The organism is Candidatus Villigracilis affinis (assembly GCF_016705895.1).
Taxonomy (GTDB): Bacteria; Chloroflexota; Anaerolineae; order Anaerolineales; family Villigracilaceae; genus Villigracilis; species Villigracilis affinis.
The window spans coordinates 25,342-47,228 of sequence record NZ_JADJKT010000014.1; the positions used below are offsets into that span (position 1 = coordinate 25,342).

Here is a 21,887-nt window from a genome sequence, read left to right on the forward strand (position 1 = left end):
TCATTGGAGCAATCTAATGAAGTAGAGATACACGTAAACAGGTGAGAAATGAATCTAACGAATGACGAACGACGAACTTTGATTCAAGCTGCTGTTGAGATACGCAAGCGTGCATACGTCCCGTACTCGAATTATCCCGTAGGCGCAGCAGTGCGGACGAAAACGGGGAAAATCTATACCGGTGTGAATGTCGAGAATGCCGCGTATCCTCATACCATGTGCGCAGAACGCGTGGCGATCTTCAAGGCGGTGTCAGAGGGCGAGACCGAATTTGATGTTGTGGCGGTGGTTACTAATAATGGCGGCTCTCCCTGCGGTGGATGCAGGCAGGTGATGGCTGAATTCGGGCTGGATACCATCGTTTTGATCGCAGATGGAAGTGGAAACTTGAAAAAAGAAATGAGCGTGGCTGAGTTATTGCCCGAGGCATTTACTCCGAAACATTTACAGTGAAGCTATAAACACCCTTTTCCTACATGACTGAATTCCGTTCGTTTCGCGCTTCTGCTGTTGTTGTCCGCCATGCTGATTGGGGCGAGGCGGACCGTTTGCTTACATTGTACACACGCGAGCAGGGAATGGTGAAGGCACTGGCGAAAGGCGCGCGCAAGATCACATCGCGCAAGGCCGGGCATTTACAGCCGTTTACGCATATCACTGTGCAACTGGCAAAGGGCCGCGACTTGTTGATCGTGACCCAGGCGGAAACCGTGGATGCCTTTTTGCCTTTGCATGATAACCTGATAAAAACTGGGTACGCAGCCTATATCGTTGAATTGCTATATCGTTTTTCCTATGAAGAGGAAGGCGGGAATCCATCGCTCTTCAAACTGTTGGTGGATACATTGGGACGGATCGAAAAAGAGGATGAAGCCTGGCTCTCGGTCCGTTATTATGAGATGCGGCTGTTGGATATCGTTGGCTTTCGACCGCAGTTGTTCGAGTGCGCAAATTGCGGTCGCGAGATCCTGCCTGAAGATCAGTTTTTCTCGTTCGCGACGGGCGGTGTGATTTGTCCGCAGTGCGGGCAGGGGCTGCCCAACCTTGCGAAGATCTCCATGGAGACGCTCAAGTATTTGCGCCATTTCCAAAGATCAAGTTACAGAGATGCCTCTCGCGCACACCCCAGTCCCGAGGTCCAGAAGGAAGCGGAAGCCCTGATGCAGGGCTATTTCACTTATTTGCTGGAGCGCGAGCTGAATACGCCGGGCTTCATCAAGCGGATCAAGTCATGAAGTGCAAATAAAAAGATGGCCATGCGGCCATCTTTTTATTTGTCGATGATCTTTTTCTTCTTTGTCCTTTGAATAAAGGACTCGGTGAGCTTTTGGGTATTGATCGGCTGTGTGGCCGAGACGCTGTCTGATGCATAGCCGAACCTGCGCAGGGTCACGCGGCGTACCCAGCTTAAGATCGCCCTCGCGGAGAATTCTTCGTGATAAGGAATGGGGACAGTTGTGTTTTTTTCGAGCGCGGCGCGGAGGTCTGCTGCGGTTTCGCCGGGAAACTCCGTGCGGCCTGCGCCAACCGCCCAATAAATATGCGCGTCGCTGGATGCGATCTTTGCCAGCGGCAGGTAAATGGAAAGTTTTTGCGCAACCGTGTCGAAGGATTGAGTGCCCATGTTGTGCGTCTCCATGCCTTTGAGGACGCTTTTGGCGCGTGGATTGGTAAGCGCACTGACCACGGCTTCCATCGAAAGGCTGCCAGGCAGGTTGTTGAATGGGTGTGGGGCAATGGCAACGCCGCCCAATTTGCCGATGTGGATCAAGGTTTCCACGAGCGGCAGCCCGGAAGGGGGGAGAGTATCGACGAACAGCGCGACAAGATGCCCGTCTTTGGTGGTGACTTCTGCGCCGGGGATGGCTTCGATTCCATATTTTGGGGCGAGTTCGCGGGCTTCGAGCGAGCCGCGAATTTCATCGTGGTCGGTAACGGCGATCACGTTCAAGCCGACATCTGATGCCTGCTTGAGAATGGCGCGCACGGTGGTTGTGGCGTCGTGAGAGTAGATGCTGTGGATGTGCAGGTCTGCGGTGCCCATGGCGATGTTGTTCCTGAAAGAATTATATGTGAAAAATTTTGAAACGGGCAATAATCTTTTTTAAACGCGGAAAAGTCTATCCTTCAAATCGATGATCGGTTTTTCAAGAAGATAAAAACTAAGCGTGGCGATCAATACTGTTGCACCCATCGTGACTATAAACATTTGCGGCGACCGCACGGAGTATGGGAGTTCGTATTCGCGGAAGATCGCGACCGCCAGGGCAATGATCCCATAATGATAGACATACAGTCCGTAGGAAATCTTTCCCAGATAGCGTAAAAGCGCTCCATCCAAAATGCCTGTGAGGAAATCGGTGCGCGCCACGCAATAGATCAATACCGCGAAAAGGTAATTCAAAAGGGTGTAGCCCCATACTTCCTTGTAGAAGCCAGTCATTGGAAGGTCATAGCCCAGCGACGATGCAACGACGACACCTTTCGAGAGAAAATCTGTCAGCAGGCCAAGCGCGGGGACGAAGATCGCCAGCAAAAGCAACTGCAAACGCGGACGCGGGATTTCAAAACGGGAAATATATGCGCCGAAGGCAAACGCATCGAGATGTGAAAACGGCAGGACATTCACGGCCTGTTGCGGGTCGTTCAATAAAAATGAGAATGCCTCCGCGCGGTAAATCAATGTAATGCCCAGACGAAAGAGAAAACCAAGTCCGATGGCAGTAAGACACAACTGTTTGAATTTTCCGCGCGGCACGAGGAAAATGAGCAGCGGCCATAATAAATAGAACTGCTCCTCCACCGAAAGCGACCAAAGGTGAGTAAAGAATCTGCTTCTTTCAAAAAATGCGCTGGCATGGAAGAAATCGTACAGGTACACCGCCGCCACCCAAATCTGATTCAAGAATCCCCTGCCGAGTTCCACATTCAACGTCCTCAGGTTCAGGGATGGTAATAAAAAGATCAGCGCGGCAAGCAGGATCAAATAAAAATAATAAAGGGGAAAGATGCGCAGGAATCGCCGCCCGTAAAACTTGATGAAGAACTCCCGCTGCGGCAATTTCTCTTTCATGCGCAGCAAAATATCCGTGATCAAAAAACCAGAGAGCACAAAGAACAACTGCACGCCCATCCAGCCGAAGGGCAGGTTGCGTGTGTGAAAAAAGAAAACGATCAGAAATGCCACCGCCCGTAAACCGTCCAGCCCTGGGATCATTTAATGCGTTTACTCCAATTCAAAACAAATATCCATGCGACGATGAGGACGATGGGTTTTGCGATTCTCCACAGCAGGATCTGAAACCATTTCCATTTGATGGGGTAAATGATGTTTGTGATCGCCCAGCGCGCAAATAGAGTCTGACCGAGCCCGCTTCGCGCAAACCGACGCTTGTAGCCACTGAATGAAAATTCGTTGCGCCGAAACGACTCGCTGATCTCGCGCGCCGCGATTGCGCCGTATCCCAGCGCCATGCTGATGCCCTCGCCGAAGATCGGGTCTGCGCCTGCGGCATCGCCCACCAGCAATACGCGCGGCACCGAGATCTGATTCTGCGGCGCATACCAGCGGATGGGATGTCCTTTGATCTCGTACTGGCTCAGGTCAAAGCCGTGACGCGCCATTTCCTTTGCGAGCGGTTCCTTCAATGCAGGCCGCTTTTCATCTGCAAGCAGATTTGTATCATAGATTCCCCAGCATCTCATTGCCTCGCCGTTGATCTGGGTGGGGAAGTCCCAAACGTATCCTGCGATATTATCCGGAACGGGAAAGAAATCGAAGTAGGCATCGTTGCGTTTGTGCGGCTCGGTACTGTTTTGTTCCAAGGGTGTGATGATTTCCAGGACTCGCGCGGTGTAAATGGGCGCATTCGGCAAAATACATCTACGTGTTATGCCGTTCGAGCCATCGGCGCCGATGACGACCTGGGCAAAAAAGTTTCCCTGATCAGTTTCAACGGTCACACCGTCACCGTCGGGGATTACGTTTTTTACGGAAATTCCTTCGCGGATCTCGATGCCTGCTTCGAGCGTTTTCTTTGCGAGCCATGCATCAAACTCGTTGCGGCGGATGACGCGCAGGGCGTGTCTGTTCGGCACGCGGACTTGCAATCCGCTGCCCATGAAATCGAAATGCACCTTGTCAACGTCCACGTGCGGTACTTCACTTGAGTCGAGGCCGAGGCGCTGCAGGATGATCTCCGCGTCGATGACGAGTCCGCCTGCGCACAACTTGAAGCGCGGATACTGCTCCTTTTCGAGGATCAGGATGCGGGTCGCAAGATGCGGGTCGATCTTTTTGAGATGTAATGCGGTGGAGAGTCCGCTGGGACCACCGCCGATGATTAGGATATCGTGCTGGGTCATGGCATATTGATAAATTAAGGTTGAGATCGTTTGTGAATCGTATTCTGTAATTTTCCCACAAAATCAACTGGAAAGGGATATATAATGGGCACGCAATTTGAATTTAAAACGGCTTCAAGGAATGAAAATGACCAATCTTGCAACTGCGATCAAGGCTTTGATAAAAAAGATCATCCTGCTTTTTCCGAACGGCGAGCGGATTGTGGCGTGGATCATCGAAAAGAGAAGAAAACCTCAGCCTGCGCCTGTTGCTATGGTGAAGGAAAACCCGCCGACCCAGCCCGCCGACCCAAAGAGCGTTTTCACGGATTATTATTTCAATAATTTTTGGGGAAACAAGGAAAGCGTTTCGGGCGCAGGCTCAACCCTTGAATATACCGAGAATGTGCGCAAGGAAATCCCATTGCTGGTGGAGCGGTTCAAGGTTCGAAAATTTTTAGATGCCCCCTGCGGCGACTACAACTGGTTTCAGGCGGTACAGCGCCCTGCTGGAATGGAATATATCGGCGGGGATATTGTGGAGGAATTGGTCAGGCAGAATCAGGTGCGGTTCGGGGATGCGGGCACGAGTTTCATTTCTCTTGATGTGATCGCGGATGCGCTACCCCAGGCCGATATGTGGATGTGCCGCGATTGTCTGTTCCATTTTTCGTATGCAGATATCTTCAAGACGCTGGCGAATTTTCTGCGCAGTGATATCGAATATATTTTCACCTCCATTCACACCGATTGCACCGCGAATGCCGATATTGTGACCGGTGGTGCGCGTCAGCTTAATTTGGAATTGCCGCCGTTCAACCTATGCAAGCCCGTTCTCTATATCGACGATTGGATTCCGGGTTTCACCGTGCGGCGAATGGGGGTGTGGACACGGGAAATGGTGGCTGAAAGCTTGGCTTCGAACCCTGAAATGAAAAAGTACCTGCCTTAATTCCCCTCTGATTTACAAAAACCAGCCCATTTTGGGCTGGTTTTTGATTTTAAGGCCAAAACGTCACCTTAAAAAAACGGGTGAGCGCTTGACTCTTGTTTTCTGATATGCTATCTTAGATATTATATCTAATATCAAGGAAAAGCCTATGCTTGAGGAACTTCCCTCCCATCGCCAGTTACGAAAACTTGTCGCAGACCAAATCCGGGCTGCCATTTTTGACGGACGTTTCAAGCCAGGCGAATGGCTGCGCCAGGAGCGGGTGGCACAGGAATTGGGCGTCAGCCAGATGCCGGTCCGCGAGGCGCTCAAGGAATTGGCCGCCGAAGGCCTGATCGAACATGTGCCCTATCGCGGCGTGCGTGTGGTGGCGCTCTCGGTGGAAGACATCGAAGACCTGTACGAACACCGTGCCTTTCTCGAAGGCCGAGCGGCTGAAAAAGCCGTGGAATATATTACTGAAGGGGAAATTGCCGATCTGAAATTGATGGTGACCGAGATGGAATCGCTGCCTCCGGAACAGATCGCCCAATATCGCAAAATTAACCGCAAATTTCATGAAACGATCTTCCTCATCAGCAGGCGTGAGTATTTGATCCGCACCCTAACCCAGATGTGGGAGGCTTTCCCCACCATGTTGATCGGCAACTTCGCTGTGACGGCACAACGGCCGCTTCCGCAGCGTGATATGCAGGACCAAATGGAACACCGTGCCATCATGGATGCACTGGAAAACCGTAATGCAAAACGAGCCGGCGAAGCCATGAAGGAACACATCCTCTCTGCTGCGCGCAACCTGATCGATTCCCTCAAGGCGAATTCATGACCACCACATTGATGCCGATGGGCGGTGCACTCGACGAACGCAAAGACCCCACTGTTCTGCAGGAGTTCCTGCGCCGCGCGGGCGGGAAGAAGGCTCGTATCGTCATTCTGCCGCAGGCTTCGGCGCGGCGCGATACGGGTATCGAATATGTGGAACTGTTCAAATCCTTTGGCGCAAAGGAAGCGCTCTCATTCGAATTCCGCCAGCGTTCCGAGGCGGGAACAGCCGAACAGATCAAATTGATTCGCAAAGCCAGCGGGATCTTTTTCTCAGGTGGAACCCAAATGCGGATCGCCGCCGTGATGGGCGGAACGGCTCTCGAAGCCGAGATCCATGTGGCTTATCGACGAGGATGCATCGTCGGCGGGACCAGCGCCGGGGCATCGATCCTCTCAAAGACAATGATCGCCTACGGAAATGGCGGTCCGACTCCCCGTGAGCGGATCATCCAGTTTTCGGCGGGCCTTGGTTTCACCGATAAATTCATCTTCGACCAGCATTTCCGTCAGCGTGACCGATTGGGTCGCCTGATCTATGCCGTGTCTTCGCACCCCGGTGTCGTTGGCGTGGGCATCGATGAGGACACCGCCGCCATTGTTGAAGATAATGCCCGTTTGACAGTAGCAGGCTCGGGCGCGGTCACGATCGTGGACGGTCTCCAAATCACCGATACCGATGTCGCCGAGATCGAACATGGCGGCGCGGTTGCGGTTTCAAATCTGCTTGTGCATGTGTTGACCCATAACAGTGTGTTCGACGGGCGGACGCGAAAAGCGTCCCTCCCGAAAAAAAAGCTCCTGGTGGATTAGTTGGAGCATAGATCAAAAAAGGAGAAGAATATGAAGTTTTTGAAGACTGTTTTGGTATTGCTGTTCGTTGCATCGTTCGTGTTGTCTGCCTGCGGCGGTCCTGCTGCCACTGAAGCTGTGGCTGAACCTGCCACGAGTGAACCCGCCGCAACCGATGCGCCTGCCGCCACGGAAGCGCCAGTTGTTGACCCGAATGCCCCCGTTAGCGGCGGCACCGTGATCATCGGCACTCCGCAGGAACCCGGCATGATGAACACGCTGCTGACTTCCTCTTCCATCGAAGATGCTGTCGTGTCATTGTTTGGCGAGGGACTTGTATCTGTCAACGAAAAGGGTGAATATGTGCCCGTGTTGGCGAAAGAATTGCCGACCGTTTCTGAAGACGGTCTCGTTGTGACCTGGAAACTGCTCGAAGGCGTGAAGTGGTCTGACGGTTCCGATTTCAACTGCGATGATGTGCGTTTCACAATGGAAGGCGCTCTTTCTGACCTTTCACAGGTGAGCGCTTCCGGCTACCGCGATATCGAAACCCTTGAATGCCCCGATCCCTATACTGTGGTGGCTACCTTTGGCGAAGTGTACGCTCCGTACCTGCGCCTGTTTTCCTACACTGTGCCCGATACCGCTGGCGCGTTGGAAGACATGGAAACCTGGGACCTCAACCGCAACCCGGTGGGCACCGGCCCGTTCATCCTGACCGAATGGGAACCCGGCGATCACCTCACATTCAGCCGCAATCCGCTGTACCGTGAAGAAGGCAAGCCCTATCTCGATAGTGTGATCATCAAGATCCTACCTTCCCGCGAAGTGGGTATGCAGTTGCTCGGCACTGGCGAAATCCACGCTTTATGGGATTTGACAGAAGCCAACTTCCCCGAGCTTGAGCAGCTTTCCTCACAGGGTGTTTCGTTCGTTTCCACCGTGACCGGCGAAAATGAATTACTCTCTTTGAATCTCGGAGCCAGTGATGGCACCGCTCCTGCCGACCCCGCCACCGCTCCGCACCCGATCCTGTTCGACTTGAGCGTGCGTCAGGCGATGCAGCTTGCGATCAATAAGCAGCAGATCGTCGACACGCTGCTCTATGGCAACGTGAAGGCTGGTAACAGTGCGGTTCCTGTTGGAACTTTCGGCTGCCCGCAGCCTGTCAGCGAATTTAGCCTCGAAAAAGCCAATGCACTTCTCGATGAGGCTGGCTGGGTCGTCGGCGCAGATGGCATCCGCGAGAAGGATGGCGTACGCATGAGCTTGAAGATCGCCACCACCACTGGCAACCAGTTGCGCGAACAGACCGAGCAGGTGTTGGCTGAAATGCTCAAGGCCGCCGGCATCGAACTCGTCATCGAGAACGTTCCCTCCGATGTGTTGTTTGCAAGTTGGGAAAGTGACGGCATGCGCGATCATGGTACTTACGATCTCGTGATGTATACCACCGGCCCGTCCACCGACCCGGACAGCCACCTGTACTCAAGCTTCCACAGCTCGCAGATCCCCACTGCGGACAATGAAGGCTCCGGTGCCAACTTCGCCCGCTACATCAACGCCGATGTGGATGCCTGGCTCGATGAAGCTGCCACCATCACCGATACCGCCAAACGCAAGGAACTGTATTGCCAGGTTGTCGAGCAGATCAACACAGACCTGCCGCGCATTTACCTGTACGAACGCCTTTCCATCATGGGACACCGCAACGAATTCCACGGTTTGAAGATTTCCCCGACCTTCGTGGACTTCGCTTGGGATTCCGCCAACTGGTGGATGGGACAGTAAGCCAGGTTTATTTTTGCCCCTCCTCTTTTTAGAGGAGGGGCAATCTTTCAAGTTTTTGAAAAGTATAATTTTGCCCTGTAATCCCCACACGGTATTTTTTCAACAAAGAGACCTGGCGTCTTTTTGAATAAGAAAGCAGCAATCTGGGTTAAGTCATCATTATGGCCATTTATTTCACCCGTCGTGTTTTGCAATCCCTATTCACCCTGATCGTCATCAGCATGATCCTGTACGGCCTGATCTCCTCCGTGCCCGGCGGATTCATGAGCGCTTACACGGAACGGTCGGATTTTACACAGGAAGACCTGGCACGCATCCGCGCGAAATTTGGGTTGGACGATCCCATTCCTGTGCGTTATTTCAAGTGGTTGACCGCTATGCTTCAGGGTGACATGGGGAATTCATTTACAACAAAACGACCCGTGCTGCAGGAAATTGCAGATCGTCTGCCGAACACCCTGCTTCTGATGGGTATCATGTTGGTGACCACTTTGCTGGTCGCCATTCCATTGGGCATTATATCGGCGGTGAAACAATATACGTGGTTCGACCACATTATGACTACGGTTGCTTTTGCGGGACAATCTCTGCCCGTATTCTGGTTCGGACTTTTGCTCATTATCGTGTTTGCTGTCACCTTGAAAGGTGGAAATGGAAAACCGCTTCTACCGGGCTCAGGCATGTACACACTCGGTGAACCGTTTTCGATTGCCGACCGCATTAAGCATCTCATCCTGCCCGTTTCTATGCTGACCTTTGTTTCAGCGGCAGGGTATATGCGTTATCTGCGCTCCTCTATGCTCGATGTTATTCATGAAGATTACGTCCGCACGGCGCGTGCCAAGGGATTAAAAGAACGCCTTGTCATTTATCGCCACGCTTTACGCAATGCCATCATTCCGCTGGTGACTTTGGTCGCGCTCGACCTGCCGTCGCTGTTCGGTGGCGCGTTGTTCACTGAGACCATTTTCGCATGGCCGGGCATCGGGCGGCTGTATTTCACCGCCGCGCTCAAGACCGATTATCCGCTGGTGATGGCGGTCCTGATGATCGAATCCGCGCTCATCATCGGCTCGAATCTGCTCGTGGACTTTATCTACGCGGCACTTGATCCGCGCATTCGGTTATCGTAACCATGGCAACGACTTCCCCCTTTTCCTCCGAACGTCCAAAGACCCTGCGTGAACAATCCCTGTTCATGTTCTATTGGCTGCGTTTTCGCAAACACACCATGGCCCTCATCGGCGGGGTGGTGACGATCTTGATTCTCATCCTGATCGTGTTTGCACCGCTGGTTTCCGATTACGACCCCATGACACAGGATTTGCTCAACCGTTTTCAGCCGCCATCCAGCCAGCATTGGATGGGCACCGACGATCTCGGGCGTGATATGTTCTCGCGCGTCATGTATGGCGGACGCATCTCTTTGAGCGTGGGCATGCTTGCCATGGGAATTGCAATTCTCCTTGGTTCGACCATCGGGCTTGTCTCTGGTTATTATGGCGGCTGGATCGACGGCTTTCTTATGCGGTTGACCGAGATCTTCATGTCCATTCCAAGCCTGTTCGTGTTGATCGCTTTGGGTATGTTCCTGCGTACGCTCGACCTGCCCAGTTTGAAAGCAGGTTCCTTCCTGCCGATCTCGCTTGTCATCGGCGCACTTTCATGGATGGGTACTGCCCGTCTCGTGCGCGCCTCCACGCTTGAATTGCGCGAACGTGAATTCGTACATGCCTGTCGTGCTTTGGGCGGCTCCGATGCACGCATCCTTTTTTTGCGAATTCTCCCGAACATCGCCAGCCCCATCATCGTCTCTGCCACACTGGGATTGGCAGGTGCCATCATCAGCGAATCGGGTTTGTCATATCTCGGTTTCGGTGTTCAACTTCCCACTCCTACGTGGGGCAATATGCTCTCTAATACGCAAAGCCAGATGACCACCGCCCCGTGGACCGCCATCTTCCCCGGACTGATGATCTTCATCGTTGTCATTGCCATCAACTACCTCGGCGATGGCCTGCGCGATGCACTCGACCCGCGTCATTCTGTAAAGAAATAATTCGTGTTCCCGCTCCATCGGAGGTTAGTTTCGATGACAGAGCGGGAACGATTTTAAGAACATAAAGTCAAAATAAAAGTAGGGAGATTTCCAATGAAATCAAAATTCATGATCTTGAGCATTTTACTGGCCCTGTTGTTTCTGCCATTAAGCGGCACTTCGGCTCAGACTGCCCCAGGCCTGCTTCTGCCCATTGGAGCAGGCTACACCGATACATATACCGCCATGGCACAGCACGCGGTTGCCAACGCCAAAGGTGACATGGTTCATATTCTTGTGCTGGCCTCTCCCTATTCCACCGATGCGGAACATATTTCAGAAGGGGAGCGTGCCCAAAATCTAAAAGATGCCGAGGAACGCCGCCTGCAGACCGATGGCGCCTGCCAGCGTAACATCCCCGAAGGCTCCACGCTCACCTGCAAAGTGGAACTCCTGCCCATCTTCACCCAGGAAGACTCCAACAACCCCGATAACCTTGCCTATTTCACTGATGACGTTTCGATGATCTTCATCCTCGGCGGTGACCAGGAGACCGGCATGGGCGCCATCATCAACACGCCCGTGGAAGAGCGCATTAATCAGTTGCATGAAATGGGCACCATCATCGCGGGCACAAGCGCCGGGGCAGCGATGCAATCCAAGATCATGATCGCCTCATTGAATATCGGCTATGCCACCGATGACGGACTTCAGGCAGGCGCATTGAAACTCTGGAATACCGAGGAAAAGCACGGATTTTCCTTCAGCATTCAAAACGCCGTTCTCGATCAGCACTTCTTCCAACGTGCCCGCATGGGACGCCTGGTCAACGTCATCACCCAACCCGGCATGCCGCATGTGGGTGTGGGCGTCGATGCCTACACCGGCGTCGTTTCAGACAGCGAAGTTCTGCGCGATGTCTTTGGCCTATACACCGTCACCGTTCTGGATGCGGAAACTTATCACTCCGCCGACGGCGTGAAATATGTCGAATTCAGTGAAACCCGCCCGCCGTTGATCAGTGTCCGCAATATCGTTTTGAACCTGCTTTCCCCGGGCGATGTCACCTACGACCTCAAGACCCGCACCTCATCGCTTGGCAACCCGCCTGATGTGCTCGAACGTGAATTCGATGCATTGACTCTGCCTGCTGGCGCAGGTCCGCTTTTCCTCGGCGGCGATCAACTCGATACACTCAAAGGCAGTGCCATTCTCGAAAAATTCAAGGCAGTGGCGGGCGAAAATATTCTCATCGTTGCAACGGGGTATCCGTCATCGCGCTCTGCTGAGACCGCCATCAAGAAATATACTGAAGGACTCGGCGTGCAGGTTCAATCGCTGGTGGTCGGTGATGAGCCCATCGTCATCCCTGATGATGTCACCGCCGTGCTTGTCGTAGGCAAAGACACTTCCAAGGTCAAGGTGGAAGCGCTCGCGCCGCTCAAGGATTTCTGGCTGGCGGGCAAACCCGTCATGGCCGATAACGCCGTCACGCCTGTCCTCGGCGCGTTCTATTCCAACCACGAACCCACACCCGATGATTCTGAACTGCAGGAACTCGCCACACAAAAATCCTTCTGGCAGGGACGCACCAAAATGGCACCCGGCCTTGGTTTCCTTAACATCACCATCGAGCCGCAGTTGCTGGCCGACTTGCGTTTTGGTCGTCTGTTCTCGCTGGCCTACAATCATCCCGAATTCATTGCCATCGGCGTCAACAAAGACACCGCCATTATGCTCGATGAAAACGGCGCGACCGCTCTTGGCCTCAACGGTATTTTCATCCTCGACCTACGTAAGGCAAAACTGCAGCTCGGTACGAACGACGGCTTTGTGATCAATAATGGGATGCTCGATATCTTCGCCCCGGGCGAATCCATTCAAGCGGAAATCGCCGACGTCAACGCTCGCTTCGACCCAGCGCCGACACCTGTTCTGCCGACCCAGGAACCGACCGCCACTGCAACAGTGGCCGCCACGCCCACACAGCCCGCGATCGCCACTCCCTCCATCGTGCCGACCAGCCCCACCGCAATGGAATACGCAACAACTCCAAAGCCCGCCGCCTTCCCGCTGTGGACCATCGCTGTGGTCGTTGCCATTGCCGCCGCCCTGCTGTATTTCTGGAAGCGTAAATAGAATCAAATGAGCTACCGAACAGCCAGCCCATCACAGGCTGGCTGTTTTTTTTATGTTTTGCTTGCTGCGGAAATGGTGGAATCTGACTTATAATTTAAATGTCACAACGGCATGGGAGGGATACGGCTGAAGAAATACCCATGTGAACAGCATGTTGTGAAGATACTGGTTTCATTTGGTCAGAGGTGGTTATGCCCGATCTAACGGGAAAGTCTCTTGGACGTTATCACATCATTGAGCAACTGGGCGAAGGCGGCATGGCCATCGTCTACAAAGCCTACGATACCCGCCTCGAAACCGATGTAGCTGTTAAAGGTCATTCGAACAGATAACATTCTTCCAAGCGTACTGGACCATGCACTCAAACGGTTTGAGCGTGAAGCCAAACTGCTCGCCCGCCTGCTCCATCCCAACATCGTCAAAGTCATTGATTACGGAGAATTTGAAGGCATGCCATATCTGGTCATGCCCTATTTGCCTGGCGGCACGCTGAAAAAGAAATTGGGGAAACCCACTTCCTGGCAGGAATCATTCCAGTTGCTTTTGCCGATTGCCGAAGCCCTGGATTATGCCCACAGCCAGAACATGATCCATCGTGATGTGAAGCCATCCAATATTCTGCTTACCCAGCGTGGACAGCCCATGATGGCTGATTTTGGCATCGCCAAAATCCTCGACCTTGAAAATACGCAAGAACTGACTGGCACAAGCATGATGATCGGCACACCGGAATACATGGCCCCTGAACAAGTCACCTCCAAGACTGTTGATCACCGCGCCGATATTTATGCCCTCGGTATTGTTTTATATGAAATGGTGACGGGGCGTCAGCCTTTTTTGGCAGATACACCGATGGCTGTACTGCTCAAACATAATAGCGAGCCCCTGCCGCACCCGCGGCAGTTCGTGCCGAATTTGCCCGATGAGGTGGAAAAGGTTCTGCTCAAAGCGCTGGCAAAACATCCCGATAACCGTTACCAAAGTATGGATGAATTTGCCGCTGTCATGAAAAAACTGCTTGCGGAACAACCCACACAGTTGATTTTCCCGCAGCCTGAAACGAATACAACTCGAGACGGTCTACATCTCGCTACCCCGACCCATCAACAACCCGCCCAATCCCCTCGTCAGGATTCGCGCTGGGGTATGTTGGGGTGGGGAGCGGTTGCGGGCCTGCTCTGTTTTACTGCGGCGGCAGTTCTCTTTTTGATGTTCTTGCGACTAAGGAATTCACCAGAAAGACTCGCGGCCACGTTGACATCGCCTGCTGTAACTTCAACACCTGTACCATTGGATACGCAGACCCCCATCCTTCCTTCGGAAACACCGCCTCCCACTTCGATTCCCCTGCCCGCGCAGATCACAGATGAAAAAGGTGTCCCGATGGCGCTGATTCCGGCTGGGTCGTTTTTGATGGGGTCGCTCCAGGAACGGGTGGAGCAAGACTTCGCAAATTGTGAGAAGGATACCAATGGACAATGTGAACTCTGGTGGTTTACGAATGAAACCCCCCAGCATTTGGTCACATTGGATGATTACTACATTGATTTATATGAAGTGACAAATTCTCGCTATGCCGAATGTGTGGCGGCGGATGTTTGCAATGCGCCATCTCCCACCAGTTCATTCACCCGTGATGAGTATTATGGCCTCGCAGAGTTTGATGACTACCCTGTGATTCATGTCAGTTGGGCAGATGGCAAAGTCTATTGTGAATGGCGCGGCGCCCGCCTGCCCACCGAAGCAGAGTGGGAAAAAGCTGCACGCGGTACAAACGGGCTGATATACCCATGGGGAAATGAATTCGACGGGACTCGGGTAAATTTCTGCGATTCGAATTGTCCGCTGGATTGGGCGAACAAGGATTACAACGATTACTTTGGCGACACATCGCCTGTTGGATATTACGAAAGCGGAAAGAGCCCGTATGGCGTATACGATATGGCTGGCAATGTTTGGGAATGGATCAGCGACTGGTATCAGGAGGATTATTACAGCATCTCCCCATCGCTCAATCCATTGGGGCCTGAAACGGGTCAGTACCGTGCGCTCCGCGGCGGTTCATGGAGCAATGTTTCCAGTTCGATGCATTCCTCCCTGCGCAGCTGGGATGTGGTGCCGTCCCTTGCTCAATATGGATATTACGGTTTTCGCTGTGCCCGCAGCACAACCCCATAAGCAGACCGCACTTTTTAGGGATTGGGATGTCATGTCTGCTGAAACAAAGTCAGCGTATAATGCTATTGTTATCTGTTGGAAAACTAAAACCCGACTCAAAAATAGCATCTCGCTCCGGGTGATATTTTGAGATGACCTGTAACCGGAATGGAAGCTCCATATCTTTATAGTTGAAGAGAAATCTTACTTACAATGGAAAATCTTATCGGACAACACATCGACCGTTACAAGATCCTCGACCTGTTGGGGCAGGGCGGCATGGCCACTGTGTATAAAGCCTACGACACCCGCCTTGAGCGTGAAGTGGCGGTCAAGGTCATTCGGCATGAAGCCTTCCCGCCGGAAGTTCTGAATGATGCGCTCAAGCGTTTTGAGCGCGAGGCAAAATCTCTGGCGCGGTTGTCGCACCCGAACATTGTCAAAGTGCTGGATTATGGGGAATTTGAAGGCTCGCCTTTCCTGGTGATGGAATATCTGCCCGGAGGCACACTCAAGCAAAGGATCGGGGAACCCATGTCATGGCAGGATGCCATGCATTTGATCCTGCCTGTTGCGCGCGGGGTTGAATATGCCCATAATCGCGAGATCATTCATCGCGACATCAAACCCTCGAACATTCTTCTCGCCGAACACGGCATGCCCACCCTTTCCGATTTTGGGATCGCCAAATTATTTCAAAATGAAGGCGCGGCGCTAACCGCTTCCGGCATGGCCATGGGAACGCCCGAATACATGGCGCCTGAGCAGTGGACGGGAAAGACCGGCCCACAAGCGGATATGTATTCGTTGGGAGTCATTTTGTATGAAATGGTCACCGGGCGCAGGCCATATACAGCCGATACCCCGGGCGGCGTCTTCCTGATGCAGGTGACCGAGCCGGTGCTTTTTCCGCGTGAGATCGTGCCGCACCTGCCTGAATCAGTGGAGCGATTTTTGCTCAAGGTGTTGTCTCGTGAACCTGCCAATCGCTATGCCAGCCTGACGGAATTCATCAAAGAGATCGAAAATTTATTAAGCAATGCGGAGACGAAGATACCGATCCGTATGGGCGATTCTGCCGCAGAATCGCCCGATCAACTATCGGATAAGAAAGACGCGTCTTCTTCGACCCGAAAGCTGCCTCCGTTTAATTGGAAGATCGCCACTTTGGGTGGAGTCGCTGCGGTGGTCGTCATCGCCCTGGTCATTGCTTTTATGATGAGACCCGATCCTTTGGCCGCCGAGATAACGGATTCACAAAATGCGCAGATGGTGCTGGTGCCTGAGGGTGATTTCGTAATGGGTAGTGATAACGGCGATGACGATGAAAGACCCGTTCACACTGTGTATCTGGATGAGTTTTATATTGATAAATACGAGGTCACCAATTCAGATTATAAGATTTGCGTGACCGATGGCAACTGTAAGCCGCCGCAGGATGTAACGAATTACGATAACCCGGAGTATAAGGATCATCCTGTGGTGTATGTGGATTGGGAGATGGCCAATACTTACTGCGAATGGCGCGATGCTCAACTGCCCACCGAAGCACAATGGGAAAAGGCAGCGCGCGGCATCGATGCGCGGACCTACCCGTGGGGTGAGGGGATCGATTGCAATCAGGCGAATTATTTGAATTGCGTCGGCGATACCCAGCCTTTCAACAATTATGCGGGCAGTCTCAGCCCATACGGCGCATACAATATGGCGGGCAATGTTTGGGAATGGGTGGCCGATTGGTATTCCCCAACATACGATGCTTCAGAAACGGATAACCCTTCCGGAGCCGACACGGGAGATCGCCGTGTACTGCGCGGCGGCGGTTGGAATCAGCATGAGTACCTGCTCCGTACCAGCGCCCGCCTCGGCGTCAAACCCACCGATGTCTTTTTGAGTTTCGGTTTTCGCTGTGCAAGTGATGGGCCGTAGCAGTCAGTATCGGAAATTATCCGTTGACATTTGAGAATGACACATGAGTAAAAAGACAACCGTCATTGGAGCCATTGTGCTGTTGGCGGTTGTCATGCTTTTTTGGAGAGATGATATTGATCGGGGAATTACAGGGAATCCAGATTTTCAAAATTTGTCATCGCCATCACCCCTCGTATCAGATATAGAAGCCGAATTGCCAGTTGAGACCACAGACACAAAAGGGGTTTCCATGCGCCTTGTGCCTGCGGGGATTTTTATAATGGGGAGTGGCGACAACTCGCATACCATATCCCTTGACGCATTTTATATGGATAAATATGAGGTAACCAATGCGCTTTACGAAAGCTGTGTGCTGGCGGGCGTATGCGTCCCTCCGCATTATCCTCGATCGGATTTTCGCTCCAGTTATTATGGCAATTCCCAGTACGATAATTTTCCAGTGATCTACGTGGATTGGTACATGGCACAGACATATTGTGGAATGTGGCGTGGAGCGCGCCTGCCCACGGAAGCGGAATGGGAAAAAGCCGCCCGTGGCACAGATGCACGGACCTATCCATGGGGAGAGGGGATCAGTTGCGATCAAGCCAATTACGATGGTGATCCCGATTATGATGTCTTTTGCACAGGAGAAACTTCAGAAGTAGGTCATTATGAAAGCGGACAAAGCCCCTACGGCCTGTATGACATGGCGGGAAATGTTTTCGAATGGACGAGCAGTTTGAATAAGCCTTATCCTTACGATGCAACGGATGGACGGGAGGATTTGACAAGAGGCGGCAGCCGGGTGATCCGCGGCGGTGCGTGGAGTGAAGGGCCGAACGATCAAAGAACCTTCTATCGCAGTTGGATCGGTCCCGATCTGTCTGAAAGTGCGATCGGGTTTCGTTGTGCCATTTCGGTTTAATAAAGTAGAAAAGCCAGCCCCGTAGCGGACTGGCTTTTCGTTTACGCTTTCGTTAGATTTACAATGCGTTTGTTTTCGGTCGTATAATTTCAAAGCCGGGAAATCGAACCAAAACTCTTCGTAGACCGCTGCGCCTGGCTCGACAGGGCCAAATTCCTCCCGGGGCGGGATTAGGAAATGGAAATTCACAAAGCTCTGTATCCTTGATTTTCAAGAAACAATTCAGGAGAAAACAATGAAGCACTTATCTGTGATCTTATTCATCGTGCTCGCAACTGTATCTTGTTCCAACCTTGCACCTGCTGTTGCAATTAATACTGAAACGGCCACTGCTGTTTCCCCAGTGTCTACTTCTCTGCCAAACGTTCCGCTGACTCCTGAATTTCCAGTTCAGGATGGGGGAACCGTAAACCCTGGTGATTCTGTGATTTCGAAAGACAATCTTCCTCAATTGACAGAATTGGCTGTGTGGGGAAAAGGATTTGTAACAAAAGTTGACTGGTCTGATGATGGCAGCCAATTTTCTGTGGATACATCTTTGGGACGAAATGTTTATGAATATGCTTCGCTCCAGCGTGTTGAAGATGGGAGTGCGCTTTTTACAGAGGATAAGGCGAAAATATATTTCAATGTGGAAGACTCAGGCCTCAGTGTAGATGAATTTGGACGCCAAAAAAGGCAATTTTTAGTTCGTGTGATCAGCGCTGTCGACAGCAGCGAGATCGGTTCTTTTTATGTCGATAGACTCGACTGGATATCTGTTGAGTCTCTTTCTGAAAGAAACACAATTGTTGTTAAGTCTGGAACGGACGTGGAACTACGTGATGGAACATCCTATGAAATTCTTGCCGCCTTTGGCGGGGTGGCTTATACCTATGATGTCGCGGAAGATGGCAGCTATTCCTTTGCCGGTGATTATTATTCTGCTTTGGATGTCTCGAAAGATCAAAAGATTGCGGCGACAGGACAATTCGATGGAAAAATCATTTTAAGGAGTGGAGAGGGATTTTCCGATACCCTGACCTTGGAAACGGAAGGCCCGGTTCGTTTCCTTTCATTTTCACCTGATGGAACCAGACTGCTTGTTGAAAGTAATGGAAGGATATCCATTTGGGATGTTTTGAGCGGCAAGGTGATCAGTACGCTTCCGGATACTTTTATATCAGGTGATTTCTTTTACGACCAATATCGTTTCGGGACAGATGCGGGATTGGGCGTAGCTGTGAAGGAAAACAAAATAGCCTACACCAATAAAAATATAGTATTTATTGTTGACTTGCTTGATGGAAAGAGGGTCAATTTTATTAACGGAAAGGCGGGCAGCCTTCTTGATAAACAGGAAGATGGGAAATATGGGCATCCTGATTACCAGCCCGTCACCAATGTGTTTTTCTCTGCTGACGGACAATCCTTGATAACTGTACTTGAGGGCCGTACTTATGTGTGGGATATTTCCGATAACAGGAATCAATTCATAAAGAGCATGGCTCAGGTGGATGAAAAGGAACTCTATGGATTGGTGTCTGTTTACTCTGCGTCTGATCATTTACTGTTGGTCGGTAATGCTTTCAGCAGTTTTGTCAGGGTTTGGAATGCAGACGACGGAACCGCCCTGCCCAGTATCAAGGTTTGGGCGCCTAACTCCAATCCATTTCAACCTGATGGCACACACAGCCTGACTATTTCGCCCGATGGGAAATTTGTTTTCTCGTGGTCTGGGCTTGAAGGGGTTGCCAGTCTGTGGGAGATCCAAACACAGAAAAGTGTAATGACAATAAAGATCCCTGCCTCGGAATATTCACAATATAAACCGGGCTTTTTCCCCGTGGCGATTTCCCCTGATAACAGCAAAATACTGTTCACGTATTCTTTGAATCCGGATGCTCGTGTTGCCACCGTATACTCGATTCCAGACGGAAAAGAACTTTATAGAATATCAGAATATTATGCGGCCTTCTCTCCGGACAGTTCAATGATCGCCGCATCGGTGGGTGACAACGTGATCAGGTTCTATGACTCTGAAACGGGCGAACAGATCGGCGAAGTGAACGGCAAATACCCAAATAAAAACGGATTTCAACTGTTGTATTTTTCTGAGGATGGAAAGAGTTTGATTGCGGTTTCAACGAATGGCACGATTAGTGTGTGGGGAATCCCGTAGGCGCGGATTAAATATCCTCGAAATAGAACCAACTCCCGCCGCCGCATGAAGCGCAAATCCAGCAATGGACGATAGGCCAAGATCAACGGTCTATCGTCTTTTCATTTACGCTCTCACCAGGTTGACTCGCATCTCATCCCACATTCTGAACGCAGGCATTGATCTCGAATATCCGTCACCTGTGCCATGAAACATTGGGATAGAGGATGGATAGGGGATGGATATAGGATCAGAGGACTGTTTCACGCTTTGTCAGACAAGTTGAGGTGACAAAAAAGCCAGCCCCGCAGCGGACTGGCTTTTCATTTACGCTCTCACCAAGTTGACTGGCATCTCATCCCACGTTCTGCCTTCAAGGACTCTGCCTGCTTTCTTCTTTTGCACGCCGCCCCATTGTTTAAAGAAAAATGGGACTTTTAGCCCGCAGGCATTGATCACGAATATCCGTCACCCACACTGGGTCAAGCGGACGTGCCCCTGGCTCAGATTCGCCGCCCAAAAAACAAGGCATCACTCATTTTCGGTTGTATAATTTGTTCACAAGAGAAAGCAGGTAACTTATGACCACATTTACCATTACATTACCCGATGAACGAGTGAAGAAACTGCAAGAACTTGCAGAACGTTTTCGCATTGCCCCTGAAGAATTAGTACGCGCCAGTTTGGAAGAATTATTGACCCGTCCGCTGGACGATTTTCAAAAAGTAGTGGAACGGGTTTTGACCAAAAACGCAGAGTTATACAAACGGCTGGCATAAATGCGGTACTTGACGGTGGGAGAAGTATTAGAAATTTACAGCCAAGTGATGAGGCAATCAGGCGGCGGAGTGGGAATTCGTGATCTCGGCGCGTTGGAATCGGCAGTTGCCCAACCGCGCATGACTTTTAACGGTGACGAGTTATATCCAACGATTGTGGAAAAAGCCTCTGCGCTTGGATTTTCCTTGATTCAAAATCATCCATTTATTGACGGTAATAAACGCGCAGGTCATGCCGCAATGGAATCTTTTCTCATGTTCAACAGTTATGAAATATCCGCAAACGTGGATGAACAAGTTGACCTTATTCTTGGTGTTGCTTCTGGGAAAATTGACCGAAATACTTTTACTGAATGGCTAAAAAATCACGTTGTTGACCTGTCCTAAGTTTCATCCTTCATCCTTATGGACAAACGCCCCCTCAAAGTCTTTCTCTGCCATATCATGCCCGTAGGGTACGCCCACGCGGACCGTGACCCCGTCCCACAAGGGGATGATATGCGCGGACTTTACGCCCGCCTAACCCAAGACGGCGTGGACCGCTACGCGTGGCTCGACAAAGCCAATCTCCTCCCAGGGCAGGATTGGGAATTAGGAATCCGCGGATTACCTTGAAGAATAATGTTTGTTAGGAGACCGCTATGAAACAGTTCAATGTGGTACTTTTTTTCATCATCGTTTTAGCGAGTTGTGCGCCATCGGAAGGTGCGATCCAGACGGCAATTTCGAGAACGCAAACAGCACTTCCAACATTAACTGTTACTCCATCCAAAACAAGTGAGCCAAGTCAAACGCCAACGAAGTCGCCTCCAATTCCCACAAAAACTGAAATTCCAACTTTGACTCCGACTTTTACAGCCATTCCTTTGGACAACATTCTTTTACAGGAAGATTTTGAAGATAATAAAGCTGATGGATGGTTCTCCTGGCAAGCGGGCATGAGAAAGGCAAAAGGACCTAATTGGACTATAGTGCAAGAACCAGAAGGAAATTATTATGCTTCAGCCTCTGGGCTTACAAATCCTCCAGATATCTGGTATGTTAACAACCAAACTTTAAGCTGGGTTGATTATGCAGTTGAAGCTCGAATCAGA

20 protein-coding genes and 2 pseudogenes are annotated in these 21,887 nt (G+C 51.4%); 18 read left to right on the forward strand and 4 right to left on the reverse strand.

Annotated elements, in window-relative coordinates:
- The first annotated feature begins 48 nt into the window (after positions 1-48).
- Both cdd and recO read left to right on the forward strand, forming a co-directional pair.
- Positions 49-453 carry a cytidine deaminase gene (gene cdd / locus IPI86_RS08045; RefSeq protein ID WP_345297483.1) on the forward strand — a complete coding sequence of 135 codons (405 nt, stop codon included), beginning with the start codon at positions 49-51 and terminating at the stop codon, positions 451-453.
- Positions 454-476: 23 nt separating this feature from the next.
- A complete protein-coding gene (gene recO, locus IPI86_RS08050) occupies positions 477-1,235 on the forward strand; it encodes a DNA repair protein RecO (RefSeq protein ID WP_345297484.1) in 759 nt (252 codons plus the stop codon).
- A gap of 35 nt (positions 1,236-1,270) precedes the next feature.
- Here recO and IPI86_RS08055 read toward each other — a convergent pair whose 3' ends face one another.
- From IPI86_RS08055 to IPI86_RS08065, 3 genes are read right to left on the reverse strand one after another with little or no spacing between them, the layout of a single operon-like run.
- Positions 1,271-2,044, reverse strand: coding sequence for a PHP domain-containing protein (locus tag IPI86_RS08055; protein WP_345297485.1), 774 nt, complete (start codon positions 2,042-2,044; stop codon positions 1,271-1,273).
- A gap of 60 nt (positions 2,045-2,104) precedes the next feature.
- Positions 2,105-3,217: an acyltransferase gene (locus IPI86_RS08060; protein WP_345297486.1), complete on the reverse strand. Its 1,113-nt coding sequence runs from the start codon at positions 3,215-3,217 to the stop codon at positions 2,105-2,107.
- Positions 3,214-4,365, reverse strand: a complete 1,152-nt coding sequence (locus tag IPI86_RS08065) for an NAD(P)/FAD-dependent oxidoreductase (RefSeq protein WP_345297487.1) — start codon at positions 4,363-4,365, stop codon at positions 3,214-3,216. Before IPI86_RS08065 ends, IPI86_RS08060 begins: the two co-directional genes overlap by 4 nt.
- 127 nt (positions 4,366-4,492) lie before the next feature.
- Here IPI86_RS08065 and IPI86_RS08070 point away from each other — a divergent pair, with 127 nt between their 5' ends.
- The 12 genes from IPI86_RS08070 to IPI86_RS08125 all read left to right on the forward strand — a co-directional run bounded on the left by IPI86_RS08070 (position 4,493) and on the right by IPI86_RS08125 (position 20,035).
- Positions 4,493-5,296, forward strand: coding sequence for a class I SAM-dependent methyltransferase (locus IPI86_RS08070; RefSeq protein WP_345297488.1), 804 nt, complete (start codon positions 4,493-4,495; stop codon positions 5,294-5,296).
- Positions 5,297-5,444: 148 nt separating this feature from the next.
- Positions 5,445-6,122 (forward strand): GntR family transcriptional regulator, encoded by a 678-nt coding sequence (locus IPI86_RS08075; RefSeq protein WP_345297489.1) that lies wholly within the window; start codon positions 5,445-5,447, stop codon positions 6,120-6,122.
- Positions 6,119-6,931 carry a cyanophycinase gene (locus IPI86_RS08080; protein WP_345297490.1) on the forward strand — a complete coding sequence of 271 codons (813 nt, stop codon included), beginning with the start codon at positions 6,119-6,121 and terminating at the stop codon, positions 6,929-6,931. The genes IPI86_RS08075 and IPI86_RS08080 overlap by 4 nt, the downstream gene beginning before the upstream one ends.
- Before the next feature lie 30 nt (positions 6,932-6,961).
- Entirely contained in the window at positions 6,962-8,701 is a 1,740-nt protein-coding gene (locus IPI86_RS08085; RefSeq protein ID WP_345297491.1) for a peptide ABC transporter substrate-binding protein, read from the forward strand.
- 161 nt (positions 8,702-8,862) lie between these two features.
- Positions 8,863-9,834 (forward strand): ABC transporter permease, encoded by a 972-nt coding sequence (locus tag IPI86_RS08090; RefSeq protein ID WP_345297492.1) that lies wholly within the window; start codon positions 8,863-8,865, stop codon positions 9,832-9,834.
- A 2-nt stretch (positions 9,835-9,836) separates the two neighbouring features.
- Complete coding sequence (locus IPI86_RS08095) at positions 9,837-10,760, forward strand: ABC transporter permease (RefSeq protein WP_345297493.1); 924 nt, start codon at positions 9,837-9,839, stop codon at positions 10,758-10,760.
- Between the two features lie 93 nt (positions 10,761-10,853).
- Entirely contained in the window at positions 10,854-12,878 is a 2,025-nt protein-coding gene (locus IPI86_RS08100) for a cyanophycinase (RefSeq protein ID WP_345297494.1), read from the forward strand.
- Between the two features lie 191 nt (positions 12,879-13,069).
- Positions 13,070-13,210 carry a hypothetical protein gene (locus IPI86_RS08105; RefSeq protein ID WP_345297495.1) on the forward strand — a complete coding sequence of 47 codons (141 nt, stop codon included), beginning with the start codon at positions 13,070-13,072 and terminating at the stop codon, positions 13,208-13,210.
- A gap of 16 nt (positions 13,211-13,226) precedes the next feature.
- Entirely contained in the window at positions 13,227-15,056 is a 1,830-nt protein-coding gene (locus tag IPI86_RS08110) for a bifunctional serine/threonine-protein kinase/formylglycine-generating enzyme family protein (protein WP_345297502.1), read from the forward strand.
- A 192-nt stretch (positions 15,057-15,248) separates the two neighbouring features.
- The gene (locus tag IPI86_RS08115; RefSeq protein ID WP_345297496.1) at positions 15,249-16,964 is read left to right on the forward strand and encodes a bifunctional serine/threonine-protein kinase/formylglycine-generating enzyme family protein; all 1,716 of its coding nucleotides are present in this window, start codon (positions 15,249-15,251) and stop codon (positions 16,962-16,964) included.
- A 43-nt stretch (positions 16,965-17,007) separates the two neighbouring features.
- Complete coding sequence (locus IPI86_RS08120; protein WP_345297497.1) at positions 17,008-17,874, forward strand: formylglycine-generating enzyme family protein; 867 nt, start codon at positions 17,008-17,010, stop codon at positions 17,872-17,874.
- A gap of 235 nt (positions 17,875-18,109) precedes the next feature.
- Positions 18,110-20,035, forward strand: coding sequence for a hypothetical protein (locus tag IPI86_RS08125; protein WP_345297498.1), 1,926 nt, complete (start codon positions 18,110-18,112; stop codon positions 20,033-20,035).
- 306 nt (positions 20,036-20,341) lie between these two features.
- Here IPI86_RS08125 and IPI86_RS08130 read toward each other — a convergent pair.
- Positions 20,342-20,534: pseudogene (locus tag IPI86_RS08130) on the reverse strand (DUF5131 family protein); the annotation flags it as partial.
- Positions 20,535-20,595: 61 nt separating this feature from the next.
- Between IPI86_RS08130 and IPI86_RS08135 the strand changes: the two are divergent.
- The 4 genes and pseudogenes from IPI86_RS08135 to IPI86_RS08150 form a co-directional block, all read left to right on the forward strand.
- Entirely contained in the window at positions 20,596-20,793 is a 198-nt protein-coding gene (locus tag IPI86_RS08135) for a DNA-binding protein (protein ID WP_345297499.1), read from the forward strand.
- Positions 20,794-21,180 (forward strand): type II toxin-antitoxin system death-on-curing family toxin, encoded by a 387-nt coding sequence (locus IPI86_RS08140; protein WP_345297500.1) that lies wholly within the window; start codon positions 20,794-20,796, stop codon positions 21,178-21,180.
- Between the two features lie 18 nt (positions 21,181-21,198).
- On the forward strand, positions 21,199-21,408 hold the full coding sequence (locus IPI86_RS08145) for a hypothetical protein (RefSeq protein WP_345297501.1): 210 nt from the start codon (positions 21,199-21,201) through the stop codon (positions 21,406-21,408).
- Positions 21,409-21,434: 26 nt separating this feature from the next.
- Positions 21,435-21,887, forward strand: a pseudogene (locus IPI86_RS08150) (hypothetical protein); the annotation flags it as partial.